The organism is Luteibacter sp. KNZ12-1A, assembly GCF_056755675.1.
Genome location: NZ_JBPGXU010000040.1, coordinates 20,162 through 32,726 on the forward strand (window position 1 = coordinate 20,162; position 12,565 = coordinate 32,726).

At 66.2% G+C, this 12,565-nt stretch carries 6 protein-coding genes; 4 read left to right on the forward strand and 2 right to left on the reverse strand.

Annotated features, from left to right (window positions below):
- The first annotated feature begins 45 nt into the window (after positions 1 to 45).
- Positions 46 to 4,218 carry a GH92 family glycosyl hydrolase gene (locus tag ACR9ZJ_RS10285; protein WP_481287699.1) on the forward strand — a complete coding sequence of 1,391 codons (4,173 nt, stop codon included), beginning with the start codon at positions 46 to 48 and terminating at the stop codon, positions 4,216 to 4,218.
- A gap of 298 nt (positions 4,219 to 4,516) precedes the next feature.
- Here ACR9ZJ_RS10285 and ACR9ZJ_RS10290 read toward each other — a convergent pair whose 3' ends face one another.
- Positions 4,517 to 7,516 carry a TonB-dependent receptor gene (locus ACR9ZJ_RS10290; RefSeq protein WP_481287700.1) on the reverse strand — a complete coding sequence of 1,000 codons (3,000 nt, stop codon included), beginning with the start codon at positions 7,514 to 7,516 and terminating at the stop codon, positions 4,517 to 4,519.
- A gap of 187 nt (positions 7,517 to 7,703) precedes the next feature.
- Complete coding sequence (locus ACR9ZJ_RS10295) at positions 7,704 to 8,696, reverse strand: helix-turn-helix domain-containing protein (RefSeq protein WP_481281615.1); 993 nt, start codon at positions 8,694 to 8,696, stop codon at positions 7,704 to 7,706.
- 149 nt (positions 8,697 to 8,845) lie between these two features.
- Here ACR9ZJ_RS10295 and ACR9ZJ_RS10300 point away from each other — a divergent pair, with 149 nt between their 5' ends.
- From ACR9ZJ_RS10300 to ACR9ZJ_RS10310, 3 genes are all read left to right on the forward strand, one after another.
- The gene (locus ACR9ZJ_RS10300) at positions 8,846 to 9,559 is read left to right on the forward strand and encodes a response regulator (protein ID WP_481281616.1); all 714 of its coding nucleotides are present in this window, start codon (positions 8,846 to 8,848) and stop codon (positions 9,557 to 9,559) included.
- Positions 9,556 to 10,920: an ATP-binding protein gene (locus ACR9ZJ_RS10305; RefSeq protein ID WP_481287701.1), complete on the forward strand. Its 1,365-nt coding sequence runs from the start codon at positions 9,556 to 9,558 to the stop codon at positions 10,918 to 10,920. The genes ACR9ZJ_RS10300 and ACR9ZJ_RS10305 overlap by 4 nt, the downstream gene beginning before the upstream one ends.
- 77 nt (positions 10,921 to 10,997) lie before the next feature.
- Positions 10,998 to 12,440, forward strand: a complete 1,443-nt coding sequence (locus ACR9ZJ_RS10310; RefSeq protein WP_481281618.1) for a M20/M25/M40 family metallo-hydrolase — start codon at positions 10,998 to 11,000, stop codon at positions 12,438 to 12,440.
- The last annotated feature ends 125 nt before the right edge of the window (positions 12,441 to 12,565 follow it).

The following is a 12,565-nucleotide window of genomic DNA, read 5'->3' on the forward strand; positions in this document are numbered from 1 at the left end:
GCACATCGCCCGGCCCCGTTTTCTTTCCAAGCGAAGGAATGACACATGAACGCATCCACGGCACGTCTTCCCCACCGTGCCCTAGCCGTCGCGCTGTCGATGCTCGTCGCGACCACGGCGACCACCCTGCTGGCGAAAGACAACAAGCCCGCGGCGTCCTCCGCGGCGCCCGTGGACATCGCCAACCCCCTGGTGGGAACGGCCTCGCTCGACAATCAGGCGCTGCTCGGCAACGCGCCACCGCCTGGCGAGCCTACCTACACGGGCATGACGACGCCGGGCGCGAGTCTTCCGCTGAGCGCCACCGAGGCGGCGCCGGTCAATATCAACGCCGACCTGGGCTTCGCCACGGGCGTACCGGTGGCGTACGACTACCGGCGTCCCGTCATGTTCGGTTTCACCGGTGGCGGCTCGACCTATGGGGCACGCGGCGCGCCGATGGTCATGCCCGTCGTGGGCGACTGGACGGTGCCGCCCGACTACGCGACCTCCTATTACGACAAGGCGACCGAGAAGGCGTCGCCGGGTTACTACACGGTCGACCTCGCGACGTTCCACACCAAGGTGGAACTCACGGCGACGCAGTGGACCAGCCTGATGCGCTTCACCTTCCCGGAAAGCCACCGGTCCAACGTCGTGGTCAACCTGCGCCGCGCGGGTGGCGACGTGGAGGTGGTGGGTGACCGGATCATTCGTGGCGTCGCCACCGCAGGGCGCAGGGACAGGGACGCCGATGGCCCCTTCTTCATCGCCGAATTCTCGCGGCCGTTCGCGAGCTTCGTGAGCTTCCACTCCGACGTGACCCACACAGGCGAAGGGCTGGGACACGAAGACGTGCAGGCAAGCCGCCGCACGGTCTCGGGTGATTACGCCGGTGCCTACGTCACCTTCGACACGAAGGCGGGCGATCAGGTGGTGGTACGCATCGCTCATGGCCACAGTGCCCAGGAAGCCGAGCAGCGGCTTCGCGCGCAGGACAGCGATGCGGACTTCGATCGCGTGCATGCGAAGGCCCGGGCGAAGTGGGCGGAATTGTTCGACCGCGTCGAGGTGGCCGGCGGTACGCCGAAGCAGCGCGAGCTGTTCTATTCAACGCTATATCACTCCTTCGCCAGCCCGCGCATGATCGCCCGCAAGGGCGAGCACTATACGGACGCCGAGGGCCATGACCAGGTGGCCGACTACGACCATTACGGCCCCGTGCCATTCTGGGACACCGGCCGCAACCAGATCGCGCTCCTGATGTTGCTCGCGCCGAACGTCGTGCAGGACATCATGCGGTCGGAGCTGGACCGCGCGCGCGAACGCGGCTACATGAACACCTCGTTCCACGGCGACCATGCGGTGTTCCTCTACGACGGCGCGATGCAACGTGGCATCCCGTTCGATTACGCCGCCGCGTACGAGGCACTGTACAAGAACGCCACCGATCCCAAGGGGCCGCGCGGCTACCTCGCCGAGTACGTGAAGAACGGCTGGATCTCCGACATCGTTCCGCAGGGAAATCCGAGCCCGCCTTATGCGGGAGGCAAGGCAGGCGTCGCCACCACGCTGGAATATGCGTGGGACGACCACGCGCTCGCCGACATGGCCCGCCGCCTCGGCAAGAACGACGATGCCGCCATGTTCCTCCGTCGCGCGGCGAACTATCGCAACGTGTTCGATCCGTCCGTCGGTTTCTTCCGCGGACGGACGGACGACGGCAAGTGGATCTCGCCGTTCGATCCAGCCGAGCCGTACTACAACTTCATGATGAAGGAAGCCTCGGGCTGGTCCACGCTGTGGCTGGTGCCGCACGACGTGCAGGGCCTGATGAACCTGCTCGGCGGACGCGATGCATTCAACGCCAAGCTCGATACGTTCTTCGACACGCCGTACCGGCCGAAAGGAATCTGTCGCGACTGCACCGGCGTGATCGGGCAGTACGTGCAGGGCAACCAGCCGGACCAGCAGGCCGCCTATCTCTACGCATGGAGCGGGCAGCCCTGGAAGACGCAGGCACTCACGCGCCGCATCCTTTCCGACCTCTATGGCAGCGATGCCACGGGATACGGTTACCCCGGCATGGACGACCAGGGCTCGACATCGTCGTGGTACGTGCTGAGCGCGATGGGCTTCTACCCGGTCGATCCGTCCCGCCCCGAGTACATCATCGGCAGCCCGGTCTTCGACCGCGTTCGCCTGCGCATGGGCAACGGCAAGGTGTTCGAGATCGTCGCGCGCAACAACTCCGCACGAAACATGTATATCCAGTCGGCCACGCTCGACGGCAAGCCATGGAACAAACCCTGGTTCAGCCATGCGGATATCGAGAACGGCGCGACGCTGGTACTCACGATGGGGGCGGAGCCGAGCAAGACCTGGGGCGCCGACCCGCACGACGCTCCGCCATCCATGTCGACGAGTGCGTCGGCCGGCACCGCATCGGCCCCGGCGGCGGGCCGGACGGCCACGTGGAGCGGCAAGGAGGCGCCCCTGGCGACGCCGTGGACAGCCGAGGTTTCACCCGACAACGCCTTGCCCGAGTATCCACGCCCACAACTGGCGCGACCGTCGCTGGAACAGCCTCGATGGATGAGCCTCAATGGACTGTGGGAGTACACGGCGGCCGATGGGCAGACCGCGCCGCCGTTCGGAAAGTCCCTGAAGGATCGGGTGCTGGTTCCGTATCCGGTCGAGTCCGTGCTTTCGGGCGTGCAGCAGCATGCCGACTTCATGTTCTACCGACGGCTGGTCGATGTTCCCGCCACCTTCACCGCGAACGGCCAGCGCGTGCGGCTGAACTTCGGCGCCGTGGCCCAGGACGCGACGGTGTACGTCAACGGATCGGAAGTGGCTCGCCATAAAGGTGGTTACACGTCCTTCGACGCGGACATCACGCAGGCGCTTCGCGCCGACGGGCCCCAGGAAATCGTCGTCGCCGTGCATGCACCCGTGGACGCCACGAACGTGATGGTGGGCAAGCAGCGGCTGAAACCGGAGGGCATCTTCTATACCGCGGCCTCCGGCATCTGGCAGTCGGTGTGGCTGGAACCCGTGCCGGCCACCAGCCTGGCGCAACTGGATTTCACGCCCGCTTCGAGCCTGGATGCCTTCACGGTGACCTCGAAGCTGCATGGCGACGGCAGCGATGCGACGCTGCATGTCATCGCCTACGCCGATGGCAAGCCGGCAGGCGAGGCGAAGGGGCCCGCCGGAAAGCCGCTGCACCTGGCCATCGCGCATCCGCGCACGTGGAGTCCCCAGGACCCGTTCCTCTACACGTTCAAGGCCACGCTTGCCCAGGGTGGCCAGCGTGATGAAGTGACCAGCTATGCCGGCCTGCGCACCATCGCCATCGCGAAAGTGGGCGGGCGCAACCGCATCGTGCTGAACGGCAAGCCGACCTTCCTGCTCGCCACGCTGGACCAGGGTTACTGGCCCGACGGCATCTACACCGCCCCCACCGACGAAGCGCTCAAATTCGACATACGGAAGACCCGCGACCTCGGCTTCAACACCATCCGCAAGCACATCAAGGTGGAACCGGCGCGCTGGTACTACTGGGCCGACAAGCTCGGCCTGATGGTGTGGCAAGACATGCCGTCGCTACCGAACGGCCATAACGACACACTCAGCGAGGCGGACAAGGCCGGCTTCCGTATGGAGGTCTCGGCCATCGTCGAGCAACTCGCGGGCACGACCTCGATCATCGGCTGGATTCCGTTCAACGAAGGCTGGGGCCAGTGGAGCGTCCCCGCGGCCGCCGAACTGGCGAAGCAGATCAAGCAACTGGACCCTTCACGCCTGGTGAATGCGCGCAGCGGCCTCAACTGTTGCGACACCAAGGGCGATCCGCAGGCCGGTGACGTCTACGACGTGCACGACTACCAGGGCCCCGGCCTGCCCCATCCCGACGCCACCCGCGCCTCCATGGATGGCGAACACGGCGGCCTCACCTTGGGCGTCCCGGGACACATGTGGCCCAATACGGCCATCAACCCCTATGGCGAGGTCAAGGACAACGCCGCGCTGAACGATGGCTACGTCGCCAACACCGCGGTGCTGCGCGACAAAGGCCCCGCCATCGGGGTATCCGGCAGCGTCTACACCCAGATCACCGACGTCGAGGGCGAACACAATGGCCTGTTCACCTACGACCGCAAGGTCGAAAAGGTCGACGAGGCCAAGGTCCGCGCCATCAACGAGGCAACCATCCGCGCCGGTGCAAAGCCCTGACCGGCTGGGGATGTACCTCTGACTGGTGGGAGCCGACCTTGTCGGCGATCCCGCGGCAGCGGGCCGGCTTGAGGCAAGCACCCATCGCCGACGAAGTCGGCTCCCACAAGAATCTCCCGCCAGAGGTTCCCACCAGAACTCCTACCAGAACTCCCCGCCAGCTCCTTCTCCCGCATTCACAAAAAAGAGGCCGCCGATTGGGAGATCGGCGGCCTATCCGGGGAGATCGTTGCGCCCTGGGAGGAGAGCCGGGAAGGCTCGGGCGCTTATTGTTGGTATGCGAAAAGCGGGGTGTCGATCAGAAGTCGTAGTTGATGCCGAAGCGCACGTAGCGCGGCGTGCTCCAGTACGTGACCCTGTCGTAGTTGGTGTTCACGGACGTCGAGCTGCCATGGAGAACGTAGGTGGCCGTGGCGACCGACTCGTTGAGTGCGTTATAGACCATCACATTGAAGCCGAGTTTCTGATCGGCCCACTTCGGACGGTATTCCGCCGAAAGCGAGACGATGTGCTGCCAGGGCTGGCGTCCGGCGTCGCCCGGGGCGGAAGGCAGGCCGTCACAGTAGTGGTAGTAGCTGCCGTAGCCGACCGGGTTGCTCTGGTCCGCGCCGTAGTAACCCAGGCACGTCTTCGGGGTGCCCGACAGGAGGGCGATGTTCGCCGAGAGCATCCACTCCGGCGCCGCCTGCCACGATCCGTAGATCTTGAGCTGGTGCTTGCGATCGTTCGAGAGCAAGCCGTTGGAGTTCTCCATGAGCTTGCCGAAATCCCAGTCGACGGTCGCCGAGACGTCGGTCTGGCCGATGTCCGAACGCACCTGCCCCTCCGAATTGCCATAGCTCTTCGAGTAGACGTAGTCGACCTTCGCCTGCCAGGTGCCATCGAACGGGTGCTCTAGGAAGGTCTCCAGGCCGTAGTAGTTACGCTTGGCCGAAGGCATGCCGAATTCGTCGGCCGACACGGTCACGTTGTAGTAACCACCCGCGCTGTTGGGAATGCGATACGTGTTGCTACGGCCGGGATTGGAGAGGTAGCACCCGTTCAACGCCGTCGCGTCGACGTCGTAGCCAAGGGACTGCGCCTTCGCCGCGATCGTGTCGGTGTCGCAGATATCGTCGAGGATGTTGCGCAGCTTGCGTACCTGGGCCTTCATGCCCCAGACGTAATCCTTGTTGATCTGCTGGGTGAAGCCGAGCAGGTATTCGTCCTGGTACTCGGACTGGATGCCGCTGGCGGCCACCGTCTTCGCATCCGGCGCCTGCCCGTACTCGTTGTTGGCCGATACCGCGCCGCCGGTCGAGGAGGCGAGCTGGGTGAGGCCGGTCGGGTTGCCGTTTCCGTCGATGCCGGTATAGGTGTAGTACTCGTTGGTGTAGAGCGAGCCTGCGGCGGCACGCAGCGCCACCGAGGCCGGCATGGCGAGGTAGTAGCGGCCCGCGTTGCCGTAGACCTTCAGGGTGGAGTCGCCGTTCACGTCCCAGCTGAAACCGAGGCGGGGCGCCCACTGCGGCTTGGTCATGCGCAGGAAGGCGTCACCGTCCGGGTTGTAGTTGGTGAACTGGTCGTTGCGCAGGCCGATCTTCACCAGCCAGCGATCGTCGACCTGCCAGCTGTCCTCGATGTACTGTGCGCGCTGCTTCACGCGCACGGACGCCGACGTGCTGTAGAGGTACTTGGACACGTAGTAACCGTTCTCGCCGCCGGCACCCGTGTTCGGCGCGGCGACGAACGGGCTGTCGCTGATGGGCGTGCCGGCATCGCCGAAGCCATAGATCCAGGCCGTGCCGGTCTCGCCGTCGTTCATGTCGTGCGAGTTCTGGTTGTCGATGCCGGCGGTGATCGTGTGGTCGCCCAGCTTCCACGACAAGTCAAGGCGCAGGTTGTTGCTCATCGCGCGATGCGTCGGGTCGGCGGCCGTGAGCACCGTCTGCGAATTGACGATCGAGTTTCCGCCCGTGATGTCGGGATTCTGGAACTCGGAGCCACTGATGTATGTGAGGGTGGGGTCGTATCCCGGCGTTTCGCTGTAGTACGTCATCTTCTGCTTGCCGTAGAGGGCGGTAAGCGTGATGTCGTCGGTGATGTAACTGGTGAACTTGGCGACGTAGACCGACGCGCTGTTCTTGGTCGACGTGTCGAAGCTGTTGAGGTCGCCGGTGGTGTTCGTGGCGTAATCGTAGTTGTACAGGTTGCCCTTGTACGAGGTCTTCGTCGACGCGCCGGTCAGTTCGAGGATATTGTTGTCGTTGATGTTCCAGTCGATCTTGGAGTACCACTTCGGATTGTGGTACTCGTACTTGGTGTCGTATGACGACGTCACCGACCCGACGCTGTCACCGGACTGCTTCTGCCCTTCCACCGCGGCGAAGAAGAACAGCTTGTCCTTGATCAGCGGGCCACCCACGTAGGCGCTCTGGGTCGCCTGCCACGACTTGTTGTCGGAATAGCGGCGATAGAGGGTGCCAGCCTTGGAGCCGGAGACGTAGTAGGAGCCGGGACTCACGCCGCTGGCGAAAGCCGGGGTCCACTGCACCTGCGCACCGAAGTGCCATTCGTTGGTGCCGCGCTTGCCGCTCTGGCTGATCACGCCGCCGTCGGAACGGCCATACGCCGCGCCATAGCCTCCGCTGAGGATTTCCTGCTGGTCGATCGCCCCGTACGGCAGGCTGATGCCGCCGAAACCGCTGAGCGGGTCCGTCGTATTGAACCCGTTGAGGTAATACGCGTTCTCGGTGACCGACGAACCACTGAAGGAGACCAGCGAGCCGCCGGTGGTGGTGCCCGTGAAGCCACCGTAGCCGGGTACGACGCCGGGCGCGAGCAGTGCGATCGCCTCGGCGCTGCGCGCCAGCGGGAGCTTGGCCAGCTGCTGCGAGGTGATGACCGTGCGCGCGTCGACGCTGCTCACGTCGATAGCCGGCAAGGCATTCGCCGAGACCGTCACCGAGCCCAGACTGGTGGCGTCCGCGCCGGATGCCGTCGCGAACGATACCTCGGTGCCGGAACCGACACGCAGGGTGATGTCGTCGCGGGTATCCACCACCTTGCCGCCCTGCACGAGCGACACGGTATAGGTGCCCAGCGGCAGCGAGCCGACCGTGTAGCGGCCGTCTGCGCCGACGGCGACTTCGCGCGTCACGCCGGACGTGCTCTTCACCTGGACCGATTCGCCCTCGGCGACCGGTGCCTGGCCGAAGACGCTACCGGTCGTGGACTGCGCGTACGCGCCGGCGCCAGTCATCGCCAGGCCCAGCGCGAGGCTGATCCGGCTCAGGCGCATCAATTGCAGTTTATTCATCAGCACAGCGAGAAGCTCCCCGAAAGATTGGATGTGCGGCGTCCCCGGACCGGCGCCTTGGCGAGGCGCCGTCTCCACCCGGTCCATGGACGCGTCAATAACGTGGTGAAAGGTGGCACTGAGGCCACGACCTCAATTTAGTGTTAAGAAGACGTCCGCACATGGCGGAAACTGCCCCTTAACTTGATCATTCGTTGGACGTATGGACGTCCATGCGGGAAACGATAGCCCGCGCTCCGGATATCGCCGTTTGTCGATAGGCGCGGGGCGACATGCCGAAACGTTCGCGAAAGCAGCGGCTGAAATGGGTCATGTCGCCGAAACCCCAGGCATGGGCGACCTGGGCGATGCTGCGATGGCGCAGGCTGGGATCCGCAAGTTCCCGCTGGCAGCGCGCGAGGCGTTCCATGCGCACCCAGCGCATCAGGGTGATGTCGTCTTCGGAAAATAATTCGAACAGGTGGCTCGGGGAGAGGCCCACGCCCTTGGCGATCATTTCCACGCACAGCGCGGGATCGGACAGGTGCTCGCGGGCGAACAGGCGCACTTGCCGCTTGTGGTACTGGCGCAGCCGCGAGGGCGCGGCGGCAGCCACGTCCATGGATTCGAGGGCAGCGGCGAGCATGTGCGGTATGGCGTCGGCGAGTCGGTCGGCCACCGCTTCGGTAAGCCCGGAGGGATGCGCGAACATCTCCTGGTACAACACGCGCAGGTATCCCACCGAGCCGAGGTGCCCATGCAGGCCGACGGCCGACACTTCGTCCAGGCGCGGCACCGCCTCGCGCAGGACGGCCAGGGGAAGGTGCACGGTCTGTACGGTGGAACGGTCGATCTCCAGGCGGAAAGGCCGTGAAAGGTCGATCAGGCAGAAATCGCCCGGCTCGATCTCGCTTCGCCGGTCATGCTGTTCGACGCTGGCACGGCCGTTGAGCTGGAGGGTGAGCAGCACCGCCTGGCGATGTTCGCGTGGCAGCGCCTCGTCGGTCAGTACGTGCGGCGCGTGCCGGAACGTGCCCAGGCGCAGCCGCTCGCCGGCATAACCGTCGACCAGGGTGCTCGTGGCGATGGCGTGCCGGGCCGTCCCTTCCGCGAATCCCTGCCAGAATCGCCGTGCATTGGCACGGTTCACCCCGGCATCGAGATCCCCCGGGGGCTGGGACACGCACTGATTGAAAAACAAGACACGGCTCCGGCATACGCGATACGGCCCGTTCAAGCTACCGGGCCGGCGTCACCGCCGGTTGTCCTCGTGTGTCAGCTTCGTGTCGGCTTTTTTGCCGGGCTGGCACACGGCGCTTAGACTGATCTGGTATCTAGCCACGGATGCCCATGGACCTGAAGTCGTTCATCCTCGTCGTCGACGACGATCCCGAACTGCGCGACCTGATCACGAGCTTCCTCGGTGGTCATGGATATCGCGTGCAGGCGGCCGAGAACGCCGCCCAGATGAGCGCGGCGATCGAGCGCGAGCGGCCCGACCTCGTCGTGCTGGACGTGATGATGCCCGGCGAGGACGGATTGAGCGCGGCACGCCGTTTGGCGGCGAGCAACGGGCCACCGGTGATCATCCTGAGCGCCCTGGGCAGCGACACCGACCGGATCATCGGCCTGGAGGTGGGTGCGGACGATTACCTGGCCAAGCCCTGCAATCCTCGTGAACTGCTCGCCCGGGTGCGCGCCGTGCTCCGCCGTTCCGGCAGCGTGGAGCCGGTCAGGACCGAGGATGCCCGGCCCTACGGCTTCGCCGGCTGGCGGCTGGACGTGACGCGGCGCGACCTGCGCGACCCCACGGGCATCTTCATCAATCTTTCCGACGGCGAATTCTCGCTGTTGCGCGCCTTCGTCGAACACCCGCAGCGCATCCTGAGCCGCGACCAGTTGCTCGACCTGGTCCACGGCGGCCGCGCGGAAGTCTACGACCGCGCCATCGACACGCAGATCAGCCGCCTCCGCCGCAAGCTCAACGACCGCGCGCAGGAAGAGATGATCCGCACCATCCGCAACGAGGGCTATATGCTGCTGCCGAGGGTCTCGCGCCTGTGATCGCGCTTTCGCGCCTGTCGATCTTCGCCCGCAGTTTCCTGATGACGGTCTGCGCCCTGTTGCTCTCCATCGCGATCGGGCTCGCCGTGCTGGTCGTGCGCCCACCGACGCCCCCGCCGATGGCCAGCCTGTTCGACGTGGTCGCCACGTTGCAGCCGGACATGCCGCCCTTCGCCATGCGCCCATTCGACGGCGAGGGCCCGCCACGCGGTGAAACGGCACCGCCGGGTGACATCGACCTGGACGTCGTCACGCAGGCCGAGCCGCCCTCCCCTCCGGCGACATTCGACGCCAACCTCTCGGCCCGCCTGACGGCGCGCTTCTCGGACCTGCTGCTCCAGCCGACCGACAAGCTGCGCGTGTACGCCATCGCCAGCGCGATCGAACGCAGGCGGGGACCCATGCACGCCGTGCTTGGCGCGGGGTCCGTGGTCGGACTGCGCCAGGACGATGGCCAATGGCGCGTGGTTTCCCTGCCCCGCGAAACCTTCCCGGACATGTTGCAGCAGGAGCTGCTGTGGCTGTTCGGCCTGGGTGCCCTGGCGCTGCTGCCGGTGGCCTGGCTGTTCGCCCGCGCCCTCGCCGCGCCGATCGACCGCTTCGCGGAAGCCGCGCAACGGCTCGGCGCCGACACCCATGCGCCACCGGTACCGCGCGAAGGGCCCCCGGAGATGCGCAAGGCGGTGGACGCGTTCAACGCGATGCAGGCCCGGGTGAACCGTCTCCTGCAGGAGCGCACGCACATGATCGCCGCGATCGCCCACGACCTGCGTACGCCGCTCACCCGCCTGTCGTTCCGACTGGACGGCCTGCCGAGTCCGCTGGGCGAAAAAGTCGACGCCGATATCCAGGAGATGAAGGCGATGATTTCCGCCGCGCTGGACTTCATCCGCGACCGTTCGCTGGGCGTGCAACGGCAACCCCTGGATTTCCGCCTGCTGGTGGAAAGCGTGGCGGACGACCTGGTGGATGTCGGCCACGAGGTGAGCGTGCAGTCCGGCTCCGCGATCACCCTGCAAGGCGACCCGGTCGCCTTGCGGCGGGCGGTCGTGAACCTCGTGGAGAACGGCCTCAAGTATGGCCACCGCGTCCGCCTGCGCCTGCGCACCAGCGGCGACGACTGCGTCCTGGAAGTGGACGACGACGGCCCCGGGATTCCCGAGGCGATGCAGCAACATGTGTTCACGCCGTTCTTCCGCCTGGAGGCATCGCGCAATCGCGACACCGGCGGCATCGGGCTGGGGCTGGCCACCGTACGGGCGATCGTGCTCGACCACGGCGGCACCGTGGCACTGCGCAATCGCAAGGATGGAGGGCTGCGCGCGGTGGTGATGCTGCCGGTCGCGACCGCCACCACCTGACATGCATGACTTCCTACCTAGGCCGGCAGACCCCATGACGGGGCCATAATCGACCTTTCCGTCCCCGGGGGTCACCCATGCGTCATACGTTCCGCCTCCACGCGCTCGCCGCGTGTCTCGCGCTCGCCTTCTCCGCCCATGCCGCCGACAAGGCCACCACGATTCCCGCCCAGGCCGTCGCCGCCGCCACCGCCTTGCGCGACCGCGCCATGAACGACAACACCGGCTACGAGTTCGTCTCCGGCCTGACCACGGAAGTGGGCGCGCGCGTGGCCGGCAGCGCCGCCGATGCCCGTGCCGTGGCCTGGACGGTAGCCAGGTTCAAGGCGATGGGTTTCGACAAGGTCTATACGGAGAAAGTCAGCTACCCGCTGTGGCAGCGCCGTAGCGAGCATGCCGAAATAGTCGCTCCGTTCCCGCAGCCGCTGCTGCTTACCGCGCTGGGCTATTCGGCCGGTACGCCGCAGGGCGGCCTGACCGCCGAAGTCGTCGGCTTCGACGACCTGGACGCCTTCAAGAAGGCCGATCCCGCGACGGTCAAGGGCAAGATCGTCTACGTTTCGACGCACATGCAGCAGCAGAAGGACGGCCACGACTACCGCATGGGCTCGGCCACGCGCACCGGTGGCCCGGTGCTGGCCGCGAAGATGGGCGCCGCCGCCTTCCTGTTGCGGTCGGCCGGTACCGATCCGCATAGCCGCACGCCGCACACGGGCGTCACCGGTTTCCAGGACCCGAAGGACGCGATCCCGGCCGCCGCCTTGTCGCTGCCCGACGCGGACCAGCTCGAACGCGTGCTCAAGGAAGGCAAGCCGGTGACCCTGAAGCTCGACCTCGATGTCGGTTTCGCGGGTACCTATGAAGGCGCCAATGTCATCGCCGAGGTGACCGGCCGCAAGCATCCGGATCAGGTCGTCGCGATCGGTGGCCATCTCGATTCCTGGGATCTGGGTACCGGAGCGATCGACGACGGCGCGGGCGTGGCGATCGCCGCCGCCGCGGCGAAACTGATCAAGGACATGCCGCAGCGTCCGGACCGCACGATCCGCGTGATCGCCTTCGCCAACGAGGAAATGGGCCTCTGGGGCGGTCGCGCCTATGCCGAGGCGCATGCGAAGGAAGTCTCGAAATTCCAGCTGGGCACCGAGTCCGATTTCGGCGCAGGCCGCATCTGGCGCATGACCGCCAGCGTCAAGCCGGAAGCGCGCGGCGCCATCGAGCAGATCGCCAAGGTGATCGAGCCGATCGGCGTGGCCTACGACGCGAGCAAGCCGGGCGGCGGTGGTTCCGATCTTTCGCAGATGCACGCCAAGGGCATGGCCGCGCTGTCGCTCACGCAGGACGGTACGGACTACTTCGACTACCACCACAACGCCAACGACACCCTCGACAAGATCGACCCGAAGGCGTTGGCACAAAACGTGGCGGTGTATGCGACGTTCGCATACATGGCGGCGCAGGCGAACGGCGATTTCGGTTCGGCCCCCGGCGCCTTCGCGAAGGACGGCGCACACGACTGATCCGGGACCTGTGGGAGCCGCTTCCCGGTGGGGGCCCCGTGAGCGGGGGGGGGGGGGTGGCGGGCCCCGGGCCCCGGCCCCCGGGGGGCCCCGGGAGCGGGGCCCCCCCGGGAAACGCGCCCCCC

Coding starts and splice junctions, on each gene's coding strand:
- ACR9ZJ_RS10285 (WP_481287699.1), top strand. CDS start 46: ATGAACGCATCCACGGCACGTCTTCCCCACCGTGCCCTAGCCGTCGCG.
- ACR9ZJ_RS10290 (WP_481287700.1), bottom strand. CDS start 7,516: ATGAATAAACTGCAATTGATGCGCCTGAGCCGGATCAGCCTCGCGCTG.
- ACR9ZJ_RS10300 (WP_481281616.1), top strand. CDS start 8,846: ATGGACCTGAAGTCGTTCATCCTCGTCGTCGACGACGATCCCGAACTG.
- ACR9ZJ_RS10310 (WP_481281618.1), top strand. CDS start 10,998: ATGCGTCATACGTTCCGCCTCCACGCGCTCGCCGCGTGTCTCGCGCTC.